We start from the raw sequence: 21,667 nt of genomic DNA on the forward strand, positions 1-21,667 counted from the left end.
CCGCTCCCATCGCGGGTGCGGGGCCGCTAGTAGCGGGGGTGAGTGAGCGTGGACGGCGGAAGGCCCGTCATGCGGTCGCGTTCGGCGCGCAGTCCGGCGACGCGCAGCTGATGCCGGGTCAGGCCGCCCAGCGCCTGGCCTACGCCCTGGTGGATGCCGGAGGCGTCCTGCGCGCCCGGGGCCTCGGCGGCTCCCGGGACGTCCGCGCTGCCGGTCCCGCTCAGCGAGGTCAGCTCCTGGCCGCCGCCCTGACCGCCACGCTGTCCGCCGCCCGGGGAACCTCCCTGGGAGCCGGTCAGGCTCGGCCCGCCGGTCCCGCCGCGCGAGGCGAGCACGAACCCCCAGTCGCGGGGGCTGCGCACCACATACGGCGAGGTGTCCAGCCCGGCGCGTCGCAGCGTCGCCTCGACCGTCCAGTACGTACGGGGGCGCGCGGCGGCGGGACCCGCGTGCACGGCGAAGCGGCCGTCCCTCGCCAGCACCCGGTCCACCAGCCCGTAGAACTCCTGCGAGTAGAGCTTGGCGAATTCCTGCGCGGCGGGGTCGGGAAGGTCGGAGACGACGACGTCGTAGGGCGCGGCGCCGGTCTCGCGCGTGCGCCGGCGCAGCCAGTCGAAGGCGTCGCCGCCGGTCTCGACCCGTACCCGCGGGTCCCGGTACGCATCCCTGTTGAGCCTCCTCAGTCCCGGGTCCGTACGGGCCAACTCCACGGCGGCGGCGTCGTGTTCGAGGACAGTGACCTCACGTACCCCGGTGTGGGCGAGGACTTCGCGCAGTGCCTGGCCGTCCGCGCCGCCGAGGATCAGCACCCGGTCGTGCGGGCCGCCGCTCATGGCGGGCCCCGTGAGCGAGGCGGGATAGCGGTCCCCGTCGGCCGAGCAGGCCCGCAGCCGCCCGTCGAGGAAGAACCGCAGCGGCTGACCGCCCCGCAGATACGCCCGGGGGTCGGGGTCGCCCGTGAGTACGGCCTCCTGCGCGCCGCTGCGGACGGCGACCCTCACCTCGTGTCCGTACACCGCGTGCCGGGCCGCCCGTTCGAAGGACGGCACGAAGACGCTGCCGACGGCCAGCAGCAGCACCACGACGCCGTTCACCGTGAACAGCACCCAGCGTGTGCGGGTGGTCATGTCGCCGCGGAAGAGCCAGAGGACGACGACTCCGCCCGCGGTGGCGTTCACGACGCCCGTCAGCAGGGCGCCTGTCAACTGCCCGAAGAACGGCAGCAGCAGGAAGGGGAAGGTCAGTCCGCCGACGAGCGCGCCCACGTAGTCCGCGGCGAAGAGGTCGGCGACCGCTCCGCCCGCGTCCTGGTGGCGGATGCGCTGGATGAGGGTCATCAGCAGCGGCATCTCGGCGCCGATCAGCGCCCCGATGACGAGCGAGAAGCCGATGAGCGCGATGCGCGCGCCGCCCAGCCAGGCGAAGCCGGCGTACAGCGCGATGGCCGAACCGCCGCCCACGAGCGCCAACATGGCCTCCACGGCGGCGAATCCGGTCGCGGCCCGGCAGCGCAGCCGCTTGGCGAGCAGCGAGCCGATGCCCATCGCGAAGACCATCACCGACAGCACAACGGACGCCTGGGTCACCGAGTCGCCCGTCAAGTACGAGGCGAGCGCGACGAGTTCGAGTTCGTAGACGAGGCCGCACGCGGCGCACACGAAGACCGAGGCGAGGACGAGCCCGCGCCCTACCCCGGCGGGCACCGGCAGCCGCGCCTCCTGGGGCTGGACGAGGGGGCGGTCGATCATGCCGCGAACGCTACGTGAGGCTTTTTGGCATCTCCGTCACCCACACGCATTGCACGGGAGCAAAACACGCGCAGGGATGCGGCGGGGAGCACGGCACCTCGTATCAGGGCTGCCCGCGGCCGACTGCCGTGCGTGGAGGGCCTGTTGGCCCTGCCGCGGCGAGCGCGGCGGGGGCCGCAGCGGTCGCGGGTGCGGAAGGCGCCCCGGCCCGTGACACTCGGGTGCGGGTGGAGACCAGCCGCCCCTCCTGCGGATACGAGTGCCAGGTACGCCAGCGGACGTGCCCCGCGTGCCGCTGTACGAGCAGCGCGGTGAACGCGTGCGGGGCGCCCGGGAAGGTACCGGCGAGACCGCCGGGATGGTCGGAGACGAGTTCGGTCAACTCCTGCGCCCGGCTTGCGAATGCGCAGGGCGAGAGCTTCTCGACGCGGGCGGCGAAGTCGTACTCCCAGCCGCCGGCGCGTCTGGAGACGCCGAGCGGCAGGGGCGTACTGCTGGCGGGCATGCAGGCGACGGTCTCGGAGCAGACGAGCCCGTCCTCTTCGAGCAGCACCTGATGCGAGGCGCCGAGCAGTCTCAACTCAGCTATGGAGCCGTCGAGTTCGAGTGTCCGCCAGGCCAGGGCGGGCAGCCGTTCCAGACCGAGCGCCCAGGCGAGGTCGCCCGCGCGGGTGTCGGTGTACGGGGTGGAGAGAGTGGTGAGCATGGGTCGGCTCCGCAAGCGGCACGGTGGAGGGGTGGGCCGGGCGCTCCCGTCGACGAGTCGACCGATGACCGGCGCTCAGTGGAGAGTGGGTGGGGGGTGACCACTGAGCGGTGGTCGGGTCCGTGTGTTCGTGCGAGGCCGACTCGTACCCACGCCAAGTCCGGTGATACATGGTCACCGAATCATGAAATGTATGCTGCCACAGCTCTATTGCCCAACTTCTCCGGGTTTCCATCCGCGCGGGGGCCGGGCAGTTCACATGTTCAACTCCCGGATGCGCGGCGGAACTTGGGGTTCCTCCGTCCTGCGTCGGAGCTCGGGCTCGTACACGGCTTCCCCTCGCGGCCGAGTCTGCCGACTCGCCCGGCTTGTCGGCCCGTTGACGCACGGACGCACGGGAGGGCGCACAGGCGCGGGCACGGGCGCGGGCACGGGCGGAGCCCCGCACCGTGGCGCGGGGCTCCGAGTCCCTTGTCGTCCATGAAGGTCCGGCCGCATGCCGTACATGGGTCGCCCCCCGGGAGCCGCGTCGGCCGCACATCGCACGCGAGTACAACTCCCATGGGACCGGGGGTACTTGACACGCGAGACGTGCCGCCCTACGGGGCCGCCTGGTAACGGGCGCGACCAGCACCGCCATGCGCTGCGGCAGCCGAGCCGCCGGTGCCCCGGCGGGTGCCGTGGGGCCGTCAGGCGCCGCCGCCACCGCCGCAGCCACCCCCACCGCCGCCGCCTCCGCAGGACGAACCGCCGCCGCAGGAGGAGCCGCCGCCGCACGAGTGGCCGTGACCGCCCCCGTGATGACCGCCGGAGTCACCGGCCCACCAGGCGCCGCCGCCCGCGGTGCCGCCGCCCGAGTAGCCGCCGCGCCTCGGCTTGCGGCCGCTGCCTGAGCCCTTCGACGCGGCGGCGACGATCACGCCGACGACCACCACGAAGACTATGACGACGAAGATCACGCCTAGGCCGACCATGTGCTTCCCCCATTTCTGCGCGGTGCGCATGCACCGCATCCGTTCTCGCCGCGGCCGCGCGTCCCTCCGGAAGCCAAGGCCGGCAGCACCCGGCACCGTGCCGGTGTGAGGCGCTTCTGCCCGAAGGTCCGGAACGTAAAAGCGAGTTGAGCAAGACGAGAGCTTCGGCCGCCGACGGGCGCCGTGTACGCCGCCGGACTGCGCCGAATGCCCGGTACGGATGCGGATGCCCACCGCCCGGAATAGCGTCACCACCGAGCAGTCATCACGGAACGTGTCCGAATACACGCTCTCCGTACTCGGAGGCGAACAGACGAAGCCGGAATCAAGGAGGAGCATCCGCATGCGCGTAACCACCGCTGCCGCCGCGGCCGTACTCGGTGCCGCGGCCCTGCTGGGCTCGGCCGGTACCGCCACCGCCGCCACCGCCCACACCGCCACCACGGCCACCGCCGACCCCGCCGGCGGCCACGGGTCTCATCTCGTGCGGCTCGACGGCCGCCAGGAGGTCCCCGGACCCGGCGACCCCGACGGCTCCGGCCGCCTCAACTACCGCATCCACCATGGCAAGTTCTGCTACAAGCTGAGCGTCCGCGACATCGCTCCGCCCAACGCCGCCCACATCCACTTCGGCCCCAGAGGCGAGGCAGGCCCGATCGCCGTCACGCTCAGGACGCCTCCCGAGAACGGCTCGGTCCGCGGCTGCATCCGCGCCCAGCAGACCCAGACCCCGCAGAACGCCGCCCGGGTCCTCACCCGCTGGGAGCTGCAAGGCATCAAGCAGAACCCGTTCTTCTTCTACGTCAACGTCCACACCCCCGAGTTCCCGGCCGGAGCCGTACGCGGCCAGCTCTGACATCCCTCCCCGAGCACGCCCCCGGCGCCGCGGAAAGACGCGTTGCGGGGGGCGTGCGGGCCGGGCCGTGCGCGGGAGTTGAGGAACACGTGCGCTTCCCGGAGGATGACGGCCATGACTGCTGATCAGCGTGCTCCGGGACGACCGCTGCTCAATCGGCGCCTCGCGGAGTTCGGCACCACGATCTTCGCGGAGATGTCTGCGCTCGCCGTGCGCACCGGCGCCATCAACCTCGGCCAGGGCTTTCCCGACACCGACGGCCCCGAGCAGGTCCGCGAAGCGGCCGTACGAGCGCTGCGTGACGGCCGCGGCAATCAGTACCCGCCGGGGCCCGGCATCCCCGAGCTCCGTACCGCCGTAGCGGAGCACCAGCGGCGCTGGTACGGGCAGTGGGGCCTCGACCCCGACCCGGACACCGAGGTGCTGGTCACCGCGGGAGCGACCGAGGCCATCACCGCGGCGCTGCTGGCGCTGGTGGAGCCCGGCGACGAGGTCATAGCCCTGGAGCCGTACTACGACTCCTATGCGGCGGCCATCGCCATGGCGGGCGGCACCCGCGTCCCGGTCACCCTCCGCCCGGACTCCGGGGAGGACACGGAAGAGCACGGCACCCAGAGCGGTGGCCGCTTCCGGCTCGATCTCGACGAGCTGCGCGACGCGGTGACCGACCGCACCCGGCTGATCCTGCTGAACACCCCGCACAACCCCACCGGCACCGTGCTCAGCCGCGACGAACTCGCCACGATCGCCGGACTCTGCGTGGAACGCGGCCTGCTGGCGGTGACCGACGAGGTCTACGAACACCTCGTCTACGAGGGCGAGCACATCCCCATCGCGACGTTCCCCGGCATGCGGGAGCGCACGGTCACGATCAGCTCGGCAGGCAAGACCTTCTCCTTCACGGGCTGGAAGGTCGGCTGGGTGACGTCCACGCCGGAGCTGGTCGGCGCGGTGCGCTCCGCGAAGCAGTACCTCACCTACGTCTCGGCCGGTCCCTTCCAGTACGCGGTCGCGGAGGCCCTGGCCCTGCCGGACGACTACTACACCTCGCTGCGCGACGATCTGCGCGCACAGCGCGATCTTCTGTCCCAGGGGCTCTCGGACGCCGGCTTCGGCGTCTTCCGCGCGCCCGGCACGTACTTCGTGACGACCGACATCCGTCCGCTCGGCGAGCGCTCGGGCATCGACTTCTGCCTGGCGCTGCCCGAGCGCTGCGGTGTCGTGGCCGTACCGACGCAGGTCTTCTACGATCACGAGGCGGCCGGTGCGCCCTTCGTGCGCTTCGCCTTCTGCAAGCGGCAGGAGGTGCTGGCGGACGCGGTGAGACGGCTGAAGGACGTGCCCAGATGAGGGCCCTGCCCGACTGAGGGCGTCATTCGCCGTCCCGGCGCGGCTCGTCGCCGGCAACAGGAGCGATTCTCAAGCGGGGCGGCTGTCGGACCGGGCGTCACCGGGCCGCCGAGCAGGAGCAAGCCTCCGCTCATACACTACAAAAACGGGCAATTCGTCCAACACAGTCATGGAAGAACATGCCTTCAGCCTCCTTCACGCTGGACCACGCGGCACACATCACTTCGTGGAGCCCCGCTGCCGCCGCATGGTTCGGACGCTCCGCAGCCGCTGTGCTGGGCCGGCACTGCCGGTCGCTCTTCGCGGGCACGGCGCTGCGCGCACTGGCCGAGGCATCGAGCAGCGCCGCGGCCGGAAGGGACTACAGCCGGGTCGTACCGGTGACCTCCCGCGACGGCGAACCCCACGAGGTGCTGCTGACCTGCTCCCCGCTGACCGAGCCCGGCGGCGGGTCCACGGGACTGCTGTGCGAGGTGAGCGACACCGCCCGTGACGCGGAGGAGCGCGGCGAGGCTACGTCCCGCCGAAACGGCACGGCGCCCTCCGGCGCCGGCGGCTCTTCCGCGGAGGCCGCCCCGGTGGGCCTGGTCTCCCCTCCGGACGATGTGCAGACGGCGTTCATGGACGCCTTCGTACGCAAGTCACCCCACGGCATGGGCGTCCTCGACGCCGAGCTGCGCTACGTACTGGTCAACGACGCCCTCGCCGACTTCAACGGAATCCCGGCCCGCGAGCACATCGGGCGAACGGTCAGCGAGGTCGTACGCCCCGCGGACCGCGGCGAGTACGAGAAGCATCTGCGCAGGGTGCTGGAGACCGGCGACCCGCTGCACAACGTGCTGATATCCGGCCGTACCGAGGGCCACCGCGACCGTGACCGGGTCTGGTCGGTGACCTTCTTCCGGCTGACGTACGCCGACGGCCGCGTACTGGGCCTGGGCGGTCTGATCGTCGACGTCACACAGCGGCAGACCGCGCTGCTGGAGGCGTCCGCCGTACGGCAGCGGCTCGACCTGGTCAACAAGGCGGGCAGCAAGGTGGGCACGACGCTGTCCATGGCGGAAACCGCGCGGGAGCTGACGCAGTTCGTCGTGCCGGACTTCGCCGACGTCGCGACGGTGGAGATGCGCGGCGACTTCCTCGACGGCGCACGCTTCCCCGACCCGCAGCGGGACGTCTCCACGGTCCGGGTCGCCGGACGCAGCGGGCTCGGGCGCCACCCGAGCGAGCGGCCGGGCGACGTGCTCCCCACCGAGGCCGACGGCGAGTATGTGCACCCCGTGGGGTCGCCCGCACACGAGAGCCTGTGCTCGGGCCGCTCCTGGCACAACCAGAAACTGGCCGGTGCCGCGCTCGCCGAGATGACCACCACGCAGGACGAACCGGGAGTCGAGGAGCACGGCCTGGGCTCGGTGGTCATGGTGCCGCTGCTGGCACGCGGGCGGTGCCTGGGGGTTGTGACCTTCGGACGCTCCCCGGACCGCGAACCGCTCGACGACGAGGACCGGCTGGTCGCGGAGGAACTCACCGCGCGTACGGCCCTCAACCTCGACAACGCCCGCTTGTACGACGAAGAGCGGCGGATCGCGCTCGCGCTTCAGCGCAACATGCTCCCGAGCGGCAAGGACCTCCCCCGGCGGCCTGGCCTGGAGGTCGGCTACCACTACTGGTCCACCAGCCGCTCGGCCAACGTCGGCGGCGACTGGTTCGACGTCATACCTCTCTCCGGGCATCGCGTGGCGCTCGTCGTAGGCGACATGATGGGCCACGACATACACGCGGCGGCCGGCATGGGCCAGCTCCGCACCGCCATGCACACCCTGGCCAGGCTCGATCTGGAGCCTGTCGACCTGCTCAAACGGCTGGACAACATCGTGGAGTTCAGCCCCGCGATGCAGCACGCCACCTGCGTGTACGCCGTGTACAACACCGTGACCCGTGAGTGCAGCGTCGCGAACGCCGGCCATCCCGCGCCGATGCTGCGCCAGGCCGACAGCACGACCGCGATGATCGAGGTCGACTCGGGGATTCCGCTGGGCGTCGGCATCGGGAGCCCCGAGTTCGCCGTCACCGACCTGGTGCTCCCGGAGGGCGGCACGCTCGTGCTCTACACCGACGGCCTCATCGAGCGCCGCGGCAAGGACATCGACGACGGCATCGAGTCTCTGCGCGTGGCGCTCTCCGATCCGGGCCCGTCGATCCTCTCCGTGCAGCAGTGGTGCGACAGCGTGGTCGGGGAGCTGACGGACTGGACCGACGGCGACGACCTCGCCGTCCTCATGGCGCGGGCCAAGCCGATGCCCGAGCACCGAAGCGCCCGCTGGTCCGTGGCCTCCGAGCCCGGTGCGGCCTCACGCGCACGGGCGCTCGTAGGACGGACACTGCACGACTGGGGACTGGACGAGCTGGTCGATACGGCACAGCTTCTGACGAACGAGCTGGTCACGAACGCCTACCGGCACGCACGGGGAGAGATCGGGCTCCAGCTGGCCAAGGGCGGGACGCTCGTGGTGGAGGTCTCGGACCAGGACGAGCGCCTGCCGCACCGCGCCGAGACGACGCCGGAATGCCAGTGGGGGCGTGGCCTGACGCTCGTCGACGGCCTCGCACAGAAGTGGGGAGCGCGCTCGATCACCTCGGGCAAGGTGGTCTGGTTCGAGCTGCCACTCACGGGCTGACGTGCGGTTTTGCCGAGGGCGCCCAGGAGTTGGGCGGATCCTCCAAGCATTGGCCGCATATGCTGGTGGTAGATGAATGGGTAGAACCTCGCGCCACGAACGGGAACGTCCGATCTGGGACTGGGGGACCGCGTGGCAAGCGTGCACTTACGCCGATCCAGCGAGCAGCCGCCATGAGACAGCAGGCAGTGGTCCCCGGAGACCAGCCGGGCAGCCAGACGGACATTCACACCGAGCCGGACACCCTGCTGAGCCGCTTCGACGACGCGGCCCGGCATGATCCCTCCGCCGTAGCCGTACGGTCCGGGACGTCGGCGATGACCTACGGGACGCTCGCCGACGCCTCGCGTGCGCTCGCCCGGCGGCTTGAGCCTCTGGTGGCGGACCGGCCGGGGCCCGTGGCGGTACTGCTCGAACCCGGGCCGGGACAGGTGTGCGCCGCGCTGGCCGCGATGCGCTGCGGAAAGCCGTATCTGCCGGTGGATCTCTCCTATCCGCGGCAGCGCATCGACAGCATCCTCGCGGACGCGGCACCGGCTGCCGTGATCGGCCACGAGGTGGCGGACCCGGGTGGGTCCGGGGCCGTCGACGTCGGCAGTGAGCCCGGACACGATTCGCGGATCACCGCCGGGCAGTGGGGCGACTCGGCGCGGGTGACCGCGGACGACGCCTACGTGATCTACACCTCCGGGTCGACCGGCAGCCCCAAGGGCATCGTGGTCCAGCACCGGGGCATCCTGAACCTCCTCGACGAGTGCGTGGCCCGCCGTGAACTCGCCCCGGGCAGCCGCTACAGCACATGCGCGAGCCCCGGGTTCGACGCGGCCGTACTGGAGGCGTGGACTTCGCTGACCACCGGCGGCGAACTCGTAGTGACGCCCGACAGCCGACGCTGGCACCCCGCCGAGTTCGCACGCTGGCTCGCGGACGAGCGCATCGCGCACTCCTACGTACCGGCGGCGTTCCTGCCCGCGGTGGCGCAGGGGCTGCGGGACGGGCTCGACCTGCGGTCGCTGCGGCGGATCATCGTCGCCGTCGAGCCGATACCCCGCGGCCTGCTCGGCGAGATCAAGCGGGCCCTGCCGGACCTCACCCTCATCAACGGCTACGGGCCGACCGAGGCGTCGGTGTGCGTATCGATGTACGAGGTCACCGAGGACGACGAGGGTCCGGAGCGCACGCCCATCGGCACGGCGATACGCGGCACGGAACTGGTGGTGGAGCCGCTGGAGGGCAACGCGCAGGCAGAGAGCGGGAGTTCGGAGGTCGTCGAGCCCGGGACGGACGAGCCTGGGACAGACGAGCCTCGGACGGATGGGTCCGGGGCCGACGGGTCCCGCACAGACGAGTCCCGCACAGACGGGTCCGGGGCAGACGGGTCCAGGGCAGACGGGTCGGTGCGCGGGGAGCTGCACATCGGCGGGGTGGGAGTAGGCCGCTACATACATCCCGAGACCACACAGCGCCCCGCCTTCTACACACGCACGACGCCGGACGGCGGCAGCACGCCGTTCTACCGGACCGGGGACGTCGTACGCATGGACAGCGACGGCATGCTGACCTTCCTGGGACGCGTCGACCACATGATCAAGATCCGGGGGCACCGGGTCGAACCGGGCGACGTGGAGCACGCGTTGCTCGACGAACCGGCGCTCGCGCAGGCCGTGGTGCTCAAGCGGCCCGCGGAGGGCCCCGGCGGCGGCGACGCCCCGGGAGCCGGCACCGGCCCCGCCTCCGGCGCAGGCCTCGCTTCCGGCACAGGCACCGGCGCAGGCACCGGCTCCGGCATCCCCGAGCAACTCGTCGCCTACGTGGTCCCCGAGGCGGACGCCTCGCCCGATCTGGCGCGCATACGAAGGCGGCTGCGCGAGCGGCTGCCCTGGTACGCCGTCCCGCATCAGATCGTGGTGCGCGACGCGCTGCCCCTGACGACGCACGGGAAGATCGACAGGACGGCCCTCGCCGCGGACACCCACGTTCCGGCGCTGGCGGCGACGCCCAGCGAGCATCCGCAGCGCGACGACGTCGAACCCGAACTGCTGAGCCTGTGGAACGAGGTGCTGGGCGAGGCTTACGGGCGGCCCGACCCCCGGCTGTCGTTCCTCGCCAACGGCGGCGACTCCCTCGCCGCTGGCCGGATGGCCGCCGCACTCACCGAGCGCCTGGGCAGGCCGGTGCCGGTGCTCGACATCCTGCTCGCCGACGACCTCGCCGACCTTCAGGAAGTGGTCAGCCGTACCCTCGCGGAGACGTCACCGCCCGGAGTGCCGACCGGGGCGCCGACGGCCTACGGCACCGCGGCCCCCCGGCTGCGGGCCCCCGGCCCCGGGGAGCCGGTCCCCGCCACATACGGACAGCGAGGCCTGTGGTTCCACGACTCGCTGCATCCCGGCAGCACCGTCTACAACGAGCCGCTCGTGCTCCGTCTGCGCGGCCCCCTGGACCGCGATGCGCTCGCCTCCGCGATCAGCGCCGTCGTGGAGCGGCACGAGGCGCTGCGTACGTCACTGGAGATGCACGACGGCGAACTGCGGCAGGTCGTACGGCCGCCCGAACCGGTGGAGTTGGCCGTCGAGGATCTGCGTACCGCGGAGCGGGACCGTGCCGGGGCGGTGCGGCGGTCCGTGCGGGACGCCGTGCACACGCCCTTCGACCTCTCCCGTGGCCCGCATCTGCGCGCGCGTCTGCTGCACTGCGGCGACGACGAGCATGTGCTGGTGCTGACCTTGCACCACAGCGCGTTCGACGGTGCTTCCGCGGACGTGCTCTTCGGCGAACTGTCCGCGCTGTACACGGAGTTCACCACCGGTGAGCCGTCGGGGCTGGGCCCGCCCGAGGGGCAGTACGCCGAATTCGCGCTGTGGCAGCACGAGATGGCCGCCGGAGGGCATTTCGACGAGGACGTCGAGTACTGGCGGCGGCAGCTCGAAGGGCTGCCCGAGGCCATGGATCTGCCCACGGACTTCCCACGGCCGGAGACCCCTTCGGGAGACGGCGCTCTGGCACGCGCCCGGCTCTCCCCCGAACTGGTCGGGCGCATCGACGAGTTGGCGCACACCACGGGCGCGACCCGCTACACCGCGCTGCTCGCGGCCCTCCACATACTGCTCTCGCGGTACTGCGGCACCGAGGACGTCGCGGTGGGCGCGCCCTTCTCAGGGCGCGACCTTCCCCGTACCGCACGCTCCGTCGGCTACTACCTCAACATGCTGCCGCTGCGGGCCGGTCTGAGCGGTGGAACGGACTCCCCTGACGCTGCCGCCGAAGGCGAGGGCCCCGACTTCCGGCAGCTTCTCGCCCGCACCCGCCAGACCGTCACCGGCGCCTACGCCCACCAACAGGCCCCGTACGGGCTGCTGTTGGAGAAACTGCCCGGCAAGTCCTCTGCCGAGAACCCCTATCTGCAGGTGTGTCTGGTGCCGGAGGACGTCTACCGGCACGAGATGACCTTCGCGGGCGTGGAGTCGGAGTTCGAGTACCACGACACGGGCATCGCGAAGTTCGACCTGACCGTCAACGTCATCCCCGACCCCGGCGGCGGTCTGCGGCTGACCGCGGAGTACAGCACCGACCTGTTCCGCGCGGCGACCGTGGAGCGGCTGCTCGGCCACTTCCGTACGCTCCTGGAGTCGGCGACGGCCGATCCCGGGCTGCCCGTACGGCGGCTGCCGATGCTGAGTGCCGCCGAACGGGCCCAGATACTCGGCACGTTCGCGGGCGGGCCGCCCTCCGCCTCACCGCACGGCACTGCCGGTGCCGGTACGGCCGTGCACGAACTGGTCGGCCACTGGGCGGAGTCCACGCCCGAGGCCGTGGCGCTGGTGTCCGGCGACGAGGAGCCGGAGCGGCTGACCTATCGCGAACTGGTGGGCCGCGCGGACCAGTTGGCCCACTATCTCGCCGAACGCGGCGCCGAGCCCGGCACCCGGGTCGGCGTGCGGCTGCCGCACGGCGTCGACGCGGTGGTCGCCTTCCTCGCCGTGCTCAAGACCGGCGCGGCCTACGTACCGCTCGACCCTTCCTACCCCGCGCAGCGGCTCGCCTACATGGCCGAGGACGCGGACCTCGTCGCCGAACTCACCGCCGAACTGCTGGAGGAGGACCGGGCGGCGATCGAAGGCGGGCCCCGCCGTGCGCCCATGGTCGCCGTACGCGGCGACGACATCGCATACGTCGTCTACACCTCGGGCTCCACCGGGCGCCCCAAGGGTGTGCAGGTCCCGCACAGCGCCGTCGTGGACCTCGCGCTCGGCGCGCCCCGCTGGGCAGGACTCGACAGCGGCACGCGGCTGCTGCTCGTGGCGTCGCTCTCCTTCGACCTCGTCACGTTCGACATGTGGGGAACGCTCGGCAACGGCGGACGGCTCGTCCTGCCCCCGACGGGCCCCTCGACGCCGGACGCGCTCGCCGCGCACATGGCACGGCACGCCGTCACACACGCCGACATGCCGACGGCGCTCTTCCACCGCCAGGCCGAGGCGGCGCCGTCCTCGCTGGCGGGGATCGGCACCGTGGTGGTGGGCGGCGAGGTGCTCAATCCCGCGCTGGCCGCCGCCGCGCTCGAAGCGGCGCCCGGCATGCGGCTGATCAACGCCTACGGGCCGACCGAGGCCACCACCTACGCCACGTACCACGTCATGAACGGCCCGGGAGACGTGAGCGAGCCGGTGCCGATCGGACGTCCCACGCCCAACACCCGCGTGCGGATACTCGACGAGCAGGGGCAGTTGGTGCCGGTGGGGCTCGTCGGCGAACTGCATCTGGGCGGCCCCGGGCTCGCCGTCGGCTATCTCGGGAACCCGGGGGCGACGGCGGAGCGCTTCGTCGAGGACCCGTACGGGCCGCCCGGTGAACGGCTCTACGCCACGGGAGACCTCGTGCGCTGGCAGCCCGACGGCACCGTCGACTACGTGGGCCGTGGCGACGAGCAGATCAAGCTGTACGGCTTCCGGGTCGAACCGGGCGAGATCGAGGCCGCGCTGCGAACGCATCCGGACGTCACGCACGCGGTGGTCACCAGGCGCGAGGACCGTCCCGGAAGTCCTTATCTGGCGGCCTACTTCACGACCGCGCAGGGGCGGGAGGTCTCGTCGAGGGAGCTGACGGAGCTGGCCGCCGGGCGCCTGCCCTCGTACATGGTGCCGCGTGTGCTGACGGCGATGGAGCGCTTCCCGGTCACTGCGGGCGGCAAGATCGACCGCGCGGCGCTTCCGGTGCCGTCGGCGGCGGGCGGTGCGCCCGGCCGTGCGCAGGACGGCGGTGCGTCTGACGGCGGCGAGCGTCAGGGCGAGCTCTGGGACGAACAGCGGGGCGAGCGTAGCCGCGGGCCCCACAGCGGGAACGGCGCGCCCGCCGCGCCCGGCACCGCAGCCCCCGGCGCGACTCCCGGCGCGACGGCTTCCGGTGCGGCGACCTCCGGCGCGACGACTCCCGCCACCGCCCCCGAGGCCCCCGTTCCGGAAGGCTCCCTGCCCGAGGACTCCGTGCCCGGTCTCGCCTACGTACAGGAGGAGATCGCCAGGATCTGGCGCGACGTCGTCACGGTCGACGAACTCGGCCCGGACGACCGGCTGTTCGACATCGGCGGTGCTTCGCTGCACGTCACGCTGATCCATCAGCGGGTCGCCGAGCGGTTCGGGCTGTCGCGGCTGCGCATGATCGATCTGTTCGGCCATCCCACGGTGCGCGAGTACGCCGCCCATGTCCACAGGCTGTGCACACAGGAGGCGGCGCCGCGTACGGAGGCGAAGGCGGGTGGCCCGAAGTGACCGGCAGGACCGCGATCGTGGGCATGGCGGGCCGCTTCCCGGGCGCCCCCGACGTCGACGCGCTGTGGTCGATGCTGGCGTCCGGCACCGAGGCCGTGCGCCGCTTCTCCGACGGCGAACTCCGTGCCGCAGGCGTGCCCGAGAGCCGGATCGGCGACCCGGATCATCTGCCCTTCGGGGCGGATCTGCCGGGCATCGAGGACTTCGACGCGGAGTTCTTCGGTATCACTCCCGCCGAGGCACGGCTCATCGACCCTCAGCACCGGATCTTCCTGGAGTGCGTTTGGGCCGCGCTGGAGGACGCGGGCGCTCCGCCGAGCGTCCACGGCGGCCGCACCGGCGTGTTCGCCAGCGCGAGCCTCAGCTCGTATCTGCTGCACAACGTGCTGCGCTCCGCCGACCACCGCGACGCGGCGTTCACCTATCCCGTACTGCTCGGCAACGACAAGGACTTCCTCGCCACCCGCGTCTCCTACGCGCTGAATCTGCGGGGCCCCAGCGTCGCCGTGCAGTCTGCCTGCTCCAGCTCGCTGGTGGCCGTCGACCAGGCGTGCGCGGCGCTGCGATCGGGGCGCTGCGACGTGGCGGTCGCGGGCGGGGTCAGCGTGTTCACGCCGCAGACGGTGGGCTACCGCTACCAGGCGGGCGGCACGTTCTCCCGCGACGGGCACTGCCGTCCCTTCGACGCGGCGGCTTCCGGCATGGTGCGCGGCAGCGGCTGCGGGGTCGTCGTGCTCAAGCGGCTGGACGACGCGCTCGCCGACCGTGACCACGTCTACGCCGTCGTCGCGGGCACCGCGGTCAACAACGACGGTTCGGCGAAGGCGGGTTACAGCGCTCCGGGCGCCGCAGGCCAGGACGAGGTCGTCCGGATGTGCCTGGAGAGCAGCGGGGTCCCGGCCTCGCTGGTGGGCTATGTGGAGGCGCACGGCACGGGCACCTATCTCGGCGACCCCATCGAGGTCGCGGCGCTACAGCAGGCGTACGAAAGCAGCGGCGACCCGCCCGGAGAGTGCGCCCTCGGCAGCATCAAGGCGAACATCGGCCACCTCGACGCGGCGGCGGGCGTCGCCGGGCTCATCAAGACCGCGCTGGTGCTGCACCACCAGACCGTTCCGCCGCAGGCCAACTTCAGCGATCCCAACCCCGAACTGCGGCTGGCGGAGACGCCGTTCGTCGTGCACACCCGACCGGTGAAGCCCTCGCGGCCCATCGAGGCAGCGGCCGTCACGTCGCTGGGCATCGGCGGTACGAACGCGCACTGCGTGCTGGAGCGGACGCCTGCGACTCCCCGCTCGGGCGGCGACGCCTCGGGCCGGAGCGGCTCTGGCGGCGGCGGGGAGTACGTGCTGCTGCTGTCCGCGCCCGACACGGAGCGTCTGCGCGACGCCGCGGGCGACCTGCTCGACCATCTGGAGCGCAATCCCCGAACCCGGCTCGACGACCTCGCCTTCACCCTGGCCCACGGCCGCAGCCCACTGGCACACCGCACCGCGGTCACCGCGGCCGACGTGGGCCAGGCGATCGCCGGGCTACGCGACGTGCGCGAGGGACGCTTCGAGGAGCTGGGCGCGTACGGGGAGCGCGGGGCGTACGGCGACGCGTACTTGGACACCGGGCGGATCGGCGACGTACGGGAGGCACGTAAGACACGGCTGCCGGGTACGCGGCTGCGGCGCGTACGGCACTGGATCGAGCCGGAGCCGGAGCAGGCGACTGAGCCGGACGGGGCGGCTCGGCGAGAGCAGGCGCCGCAGCGGGACCGGGCCGGGGCCGGGCCCTCCGGTGTGGAACCCACCGGGACCGAGCCGGCCGAGGACGCCGTCGGCATCGCGACCCGCCTCTTCCGCGACCATCTCGGCATCGACTCCGCGGGCCCGGACGACGACTACTACACGCTCGGCGGCGACTCGCTGCAAGCCATCTCCCTCGTCGAGGCCCTAAGGGAGCGGCTGGGCGGGGAGTTGACCCCTGAGCGGTTCACCGGCCTGGGAACGCCACGGCAGGTCGCGCACTGGCTGACGGCCCCGCACCCCGACGGCGGCGAGGCCGTCGAGCCCCCCGCCGAGGCCGGCGGCGAAGCCGCGAGCGAGGGCTCACCGGGCGACACCCTGACCCTGATCAAGGAAGGCCGCCCCGACCGGACCTCCGCCGACAGGCCCGTCTTCCTGATCCACCCCTCGGGCGGCTCCGTCTCCTTCGCCCACGCCCTCGCCGCGCACAGCCGCGACCCGAGCCCCCTGTACGGCATCGCCTACCCGGTCGCCCTCTCCGCCTCGCTGACGACCGTCCCGCGCATGGCACGCCACTACGTCCGTCTCATCCGGAGGGCGCAGGCACACGGCCCGTACCGGATCGGCGGCTACTCGCTCGGCGGTGCCGTCGCGCTGGAGGCCGCCCGGCTGCTCACCGGTGAGGGCGAACGCGTCGAACGGGTGCTGATGTGGGACACCCTGCCCCCGCGTCCGGGCGAACGCGCCCGCAGCGAGCAGGAGTTCCTCGATCTCTATCCCCCGCTGCTGCGGCTGATGTTCAAGCTTCCGCCGCCGTCCGCCGAGCCCGCGCCCCGTCCCCGTACGGCCGACGAGGCCATCGAGTCCGTGCGCCCGCCGGGCTGGCCGGACGCGGTCGTACGGGAGCTGCGCACCATGTACGAGGTGTGGCGCGTCTGCGACCGTGCCCTCGCCGAGTACCGGCCCGAGCCCTACGACGGCCCCGTCCACCTCTTCGTCGCCGAACAGCCCCTGCCGGACGGGCCGTTGACGGCGCTCACCGACGCAGGTCCCGGCGGCACCGCGACGGCCGAGGGCTGGCTGGGCGTGCTCACCGGAGAGCTGCGCTCGACGACCCTGCCGGGACACCACTTCGACATGTTCGACGCGGCCCGGCTGCCGGTCCTGGCGGACGCGTACGACCGTGCGCTGAGGCCGTCGGCCGCCCGCACCAGCGAAAGCGGGAGCGCCGGTGCGGCAACGGCCGTGCCTGCCACGCCCGTCGAGCCCCCTGACCCTGCGCCTGCCGCCCGCGCAGAGCCCGCCGTACGCCGGGGCGGGACCGGGGGCGGGGACGACGGTGGCGTGGAGCGCCGCCGTGTGGCGCTGCTCTTCCCGGGCCAGGGAAGCCAGTTCGAGGGCATGGGACGCGAACTCCTCGCCCGCTACCCGGAGTCGGCCGAGGAGGCGGACGAAGTCCTCGGCTACCGGGTCGAGGACGTATGCGCCGGTGATCCACGGCGCCCGCTGAGCGACACCGCGTACACGCAGCCCGCGCTCTACGTCGTATGTGCGCTGGCGCTGCGCCGCTGGCGGGAGGAGCAGGCGGAGGCAGGCGCGGCCGGTGCCCTCCCCGTGGTGGCGCTGGGCCACAGCCTTGGCGAGTACAACGCGCTGGAGGCCGCCGGGGTCTTCTCGTTCGCCGAGGGGCTGCGGCTCGTCGCCGAACGCGGCGCGGCCATGGCGAAGATCGGCGGCGGCGGAATGATCGCCGTGAGCGGCCTCACGGACGAGGAGCTGCGGTCGCTGCTCGACGCTCAGGGCGAACCGACGCGACTGGACCTCGCCGCCGTCAACGCCCCACGCATGCACACCCTCGCGGGCCCGGACGGCGCCCTGGAGGCCATGTCCGCCATACTGCTGCGGAACGGGGCTCGCTCGGTACGGCGGCTCGACGTCGGCGGGCCGTTCCACTCACGGTGGATGAGCCCCGCCGCCCGTGAATTCCGCGCCGTGCTGGACGCTTCACGGGCCGAGTGGGCTGCGCCCGCGTTCCCCGTAGTCGCCAACACCACGGCGCGGCCGCACTCCACGGAACGCGTGCGCGAGGAACTCGTCGCGCAGATCGACCACCCGGTCCTGTGGAGCCGTTCGATCGAGCACGTCATCGCGGACCACGCCGACCCGGAGTTCCACGAGATCGGCGGCAGGCGCGTCCTCACACCGATGGTCACGCGGATACGGAACGCCCTGAAGGGCGCGGCACGGCAGGGCTGACCCGGTTCTGCCCGGCACTGGCTCAAGCCGGACTCGGCTCAACGCACGCGGAATCAGGGCCCGGTGACCAGGGCCAGGACACAGCGGCAGGGCGCCTTCCGAGAGGCGCCCTGCCGCCCGCGTCCCGCGTGCCCGCACGTCACGCGGAGTCGTCGTCGGGACCTTCCTCGCCCGACTCCGCGTCCTTCTCCAGACCGAACTGCTCCACGAGCCACTTGTCGAACTCGATCGACGCCCGCACCCAGCTCACCACGCTGGAGACGAAGTGCTCCAGTGAGACGCCCGTGCCGATCAGCAGTTGGGCCTCGCCGATCAGCCGGACCGTGCCGTCGTCGTGCGTGTGGCTGTAGACCTTCGGCCACAGCGTCCGCCGGTTCCAGTCGTCGATGGACTCCAGCAGCTTGGGCTTGTCCTCGATCGGGTGGGGCCGGTCGTAGAACGTACGGACCGAGAAGACCTGCTGCTCCTCCTCGCCCCGGAACATGAAGTACGTGCGGAAGTCCTCCCACGGCGCCGCGAGGTCACCCTCTTCGTCGACGACGTACTTCAGCTCCATCTGGTCCAGAAGCTGCTTGACCAGCTCCTGGTCGGGGATGACAGGGCCGGTCGGGCCGGATTCCTGCGGGTCGGGCTCCTGGCCCCCGAAGTTCGGGATCGAGGACGGGTCGATGCTCACCTGTGTTTCCCTTCATACGGATTCCGCCATCCTCCCCCATGCCGGGCCGGTCCTGGCAAGCGACGCGGAGGCCGGGTGACCCCGGCCCGCGTCGTCGCCGGTCAGAGCCCCGCGAGGCACGACGGCGGAGCCTCCCCGGACCGCGCCTGGCCTTCCTCACCCCGCCGGTCCTCCGTCATTCCTCCGCCGGCCACCGTCAGTCCTTCGTGAGCCGCGCCGCTGCCTCCGGGCCGCCGCTCCCGGGCTCCGCCCGCTCGGCGCTGCCGACCATCAGCCCGTTCCAGCCGTCGACGTGGTCGACGCGCACCGTGTCACCGTCGCGTACCTCGCCGGAGAGGATCTCGCGGGCGAGCTGGTCGCCGATCGCCGTCTGAACCAGGCGGCGCAGCGGACGTGCCCCGTACGCCGGGTCGTTGCCCTCGCGCGCCAGCCAGGCCAGCGCCCCCGGGGTGACCTCCAGCTCCAGCCGGCGGTCGGCGAGGCGCCGCCGCAGCCCGTCGATCTGGAGGCGGGCGATGCGGCCGAGTTCGTCCTCGCTGAGGGCGGAGAAGACCACGACGTCGTCCAGGCGGTTGAGGAACTCGGGCCTGAAGGACGAGCGGACGGTGGCGAGCACCTTCTCCCGCTTCTCCTCCTCCTTCTCCAGGGGGTCCATCAGGTACTGGCTGCCCAGGTTGGAGGTGAGGACGAGGATGGTGTTGCGGAAGTCGACCGTCCGGCCCTGGCCGTCCGTGAGGCGCCCGTCGTCGAGGACCTGGAGCAGGATGTCGAAGACGTCGTGGTGCGCCTTCTCCACCTCGTCCAGCAGTACGACGGAGTACGGGCGCCGCCGCACGGCCTCGGTGAGCTGACCGCCCTCCTCGTAGCCGACGTAGCCGGGAGGTGCGCCCACCAGACGCGCCACGGAGTGCTTCTCCCCGTACTCGCTCATGTCGATACGGACCATGGCCCGCTCGTCGTCGAAGAGGAAGTCCGCGAGCGCCTTGGCCAGTTCGGTCTTCCCGACGCCCGTGGGACCGAGGAAGAGGAACGAACCGGTGGGGCGGTCGGGGTCGGCGACACCGGCGCGGGTGCGGCGCACGGCGTCGGAGACGGCACGCACCGCCTCGGTCTGGCCGATCAGCCGCCTGCCCAGCTCATCCTCCATGCGCAGCAGCTTCTGGGTCTCGCCCTCCAGGAGCCGCCCGGCGGGGATGCCCGTCCAGGACGCCACGACGTCGGCGATGTCGTCCTGGCCGACCTCCTCCTTGACCATCGTCTCCCGCTCCTGCTGGGAAGCGGCTGCCTCCTCCTCGGCGGCCGACGCCTCGGCCAGTTCGCGCTCGACGCCGGGGATCTCCCCGTACAGAAGCTGCGAGGCGGTCTCGAAGTCGCCCTCGCGCTGGGCCCGTTCGGCCTGGCCGCGCAGGTCGTCGAGGCGTTCCTTCAGCTCACCCACGCGGTTGAGGCCCTGCTTCTCCTTCTCCCAGCGTGCGGTCAGTCCGCGCAACTCCTCCTCGCGGTCGGCGAGTTCACGGCGCAGCCGCTCCAGGCGCTCCACCGATCCGGGGTCGGTCTCGTTGCCGAGCGCCATCTCCTCCATCTTCAACCGGTCGACGGCGCGCTGGAGTTCGTCGATCTCCACGGGCGAGGAGTCGATCTCCATGCGCAGCCGGGACGCCGCCTCGTCCACGAGGTCGATGGCCTTGTCCGGCAGGAAGCGCGAGGTGATGTAGCGGTCGGAGAGCGCCGCCGCCGCAACTAGCGCGCTGTCGGCGATCTGCACCTTGTGGTGCGCCTCGTAGCGTCCCTTGAGGCCGCGCAGGATCGCGATGGAGTCCTCGACGGTCGGCTCGGCCACCAGCACCTGCTGGAAGCGGCGCTCCAGGGCGGCGTCCTTCTCGATGCGCTCCCGGTACTCGTCGAGGGTCGTGGCGCCGACCATGCGCAGCTCGCCGCGGGCCAGCATCGGCTTGAGCATGTTGCCCGCGTCCATGGCGGAGTCGCCGCCCGCGCCCGCGCCCACGACCGTGTGCAGCTCGTCGATGAACGTGATGATCTGGCCGTCGCTCTCCTTGATCTCCGACAGCACCGTCTTGAGCCGTTCCTCGAACTCGCCCCGGTACTTCGCCCCCGCCACCATCGCCCCGAGATCCAGGGCCACGAGCCGCTTGTCGCGCAGCGACTCGGGCACGTCGCCCTTCACCACGCGCTGCGCCAGACCCTCCACGACCGCGGTCTTGCCCACGCCGGGCTCGCCGATGAGCACCGGGTTGTTCTTCGTACGACGGGAGAGGACCTGCACGACACGGCGGATCTCCTGGTCACGGCCGATGACCGGGTCGAGCTTGCCCTCGCGGGCGGCGGCGGTGAGGTCCGTGCCGAACTTCTCCAGCGCCTTGTACGTGCCCTCGGGGTCGGGGTTGGTGACTCGGCGGCTGCCGCGGGCGGCCTGGAACGCCTCCAGCAGCTTCTCGTCGGTGGCGCCCTGCTCCTTGAGCAGGTCGCCCATGGCACCGCCCTTGGCGGCGATGCCGATGAGCAGATGCTCGGTGGAGACATAGGCGTCGCCGAGTTCCTTCGCGCGCTGGGTGGCGTCGGCGATGACGGCCAGCAGCGGACGGTCGGGCTGCGGCTTGCTCACCGTGGAGCCCTGGACGGTGGGCAGCGCGGCGAGCTGGCGCTCGGCTCCGCTGCGCAGAGCGGCCTGATCGGCCTCCACGGCGGCGATCAGGTCGGAGATGTTCTCGTTCTCCTCGCCCTGGAGCAGAGCGAGGAGCAGGTGGGCAGGCGTGATGTCGGGGTGCCCGTCCGTCACCGCGCGGTCGTTGGCCGCGCTGATCGCTTCCCGGCTCTTGTTCGTCAGCTCTGCGTCCACTGGCGTGCGTGCCTCCTTCGTATGCGGCTGTGTGCTGGGACCGCACCGGTCGTGCTGTGCCGGCG

Annotated in this window: 10 protein-coding genes; 5 read left to right on the forward strand and 5 right to left on the reverse strand. The window is 72.1% G+C overall.

Annotation, left to right across the window (positions count from 1 at the left end; genetic code table 11):
• Positions 1–26: 26 nt before the first annotated feature.
• The 3 genes from MMA15_RS12840 to MMA15_RS12850 all read right to left on the reverse strand — a co-directional run bounded on the left by MMA15_RS12840 (position 27) and on the right by MMA15_RS12850 (position 3,458).
• Entirely contained in the window at positions 27–1,748 is a 1,722-nt protein-coding gene (locus tag MMA15_RS12840) for a polyamine aminopropyltransferase (RefSeq protein ID WP_241059553.1), read from the reverse strand.
• A gap of 103 nt (positions 1,749–1,851) precedes the next feature.
• Positions 1,852–2,454, reverse strand: a complete 603-nt coding sequence (locus MMA15_RS12845; protein ID WP_241059554.1) for a DUF2617 family protein — start codon at positions 2,452–2,454, stop codon at positions 1,852–1,854.
• A gap of 689 nt (positions 2,455–3,143) precedes the next feature.
• Positions 3,144–3,458: a hypothetical protein gene (locus MMA15_RS12850; protein ID WP_241059555.1), complete on the reverse strand. Its 315-nt coding sequence runs from the start codon at positions 3,456–3,458 to the stop codon at positions 3,144–3,146.
• Between the two features lie 313 nt (positions 3,459–3,771).
• Between MMA15_RS12850 and MMA15_RS12855 the strand changes: the two genes are divergently transcribed.
• From MMA15_RS12855 to MMA15_RS12875, 5 genes are all read left to right on the forward strand, one after another.
• Positions 3,772–4,284 (forward strand): CHRD domain-containing protein, encoded by a 513-nt coding sequence (locus MMA15_RS12855; RefSeq protein ID WP_241059556.1) that lies wholly within the window; start codon positions 3,772–3,774, stop codon positions 4,282–4,284.
• 105 nt (positions 4,285–4,389) lie between these two features.
• Positions 4,390–5,634 (forward strand): pyridoxal phosphate-dependent aminotransferase, encoded by a 1,245-nt coding sequence (locus tag MMA15_RS12860; protein WP_372498233.1) that lies wholly within the window; start codon positions 4,390–4,392, stop codon positions 5,632–5,634.
• A gap of 179 nt (positions 5,635–5,813) precedes the next feature.
• Positions 5,814–8,312: a SpoIIE family protein phosphatase gene (locus tag MMA15_RS12865; protein WP_241059559.1), complete on the forward strand. Its 2,499-nt coding sequence runs from the start codon at positions 5,814–5,816 to the stop codon at positions 8,310–8,312.
• A 173-nt stretch (positions 8,313–8,485) separates the two neighbouring features.
• Positions 8,486–14,080 (forward strand): non-ribosomal peptide synthetase, encoded by a 5,595-nt coding sequence (locus MMA15_RS12870; RefSeq protein WP_241059561.1) that lies wholly within the window; start codon positions 8,486–8,488, stop codon positions 14,078–14,080.
• Positions 14,077–18,069, forward strand: a complete 3,993-nt coding sequence (locus tag MMA15_RS12875; protein ID WP_241059562.1) for a type I polyketide synthase — start codon at positions 14,077–14,079, stop codon at positions 18,067–18,069. The genes MMA15_RS12870 and MMA15_RS12875 overlap by 4 nt, the downstream gene beginning before the upstream one ends.
• 139 nt (positions 18,070–18,208) lie before the next feature.
• Here the strand turns inward: MMA15_RS12875 and MMA15_RS12880 are convergent, their stop codons facing one another.
• Positions 18,209–18,745, reverse strand: a complete 537-nt coding sequence (locus MMA15_RS12880) for a type III secretion system chaperone family protein (RefSeq protein WP_241059564.1) — start codon at positions 18,743–18,745, stop codon at positions 18,209–18,211.
• A 196-nt stretch (positions 18,746–18,941) separates the two neighbouring features.
• A complete protein-coding gene (clpB, locus tag MMA15_RS12885; RefSeq protein ID WP_241059571.1) occupies positions 18,942–21,602 on the reverse strand; it encodes an ATP-dependent chaperone ClpB in 2,661 nt (886 codons plus the stop codon).
• Positions 21,603–21,667 lie beyond the last annotated feature (65 nt).

The sequence above is a fragment of the Streptomyces marispadix genome (genome assembly GCF_022524345.1).
In the GTDB taxonomy this organism is placed as follows: Bacteria; Actinomycetota; Actinomycetes; order Streptomycetales; family Streptomycetaceae; genus Streptomyces; species Streptomyces marispadix.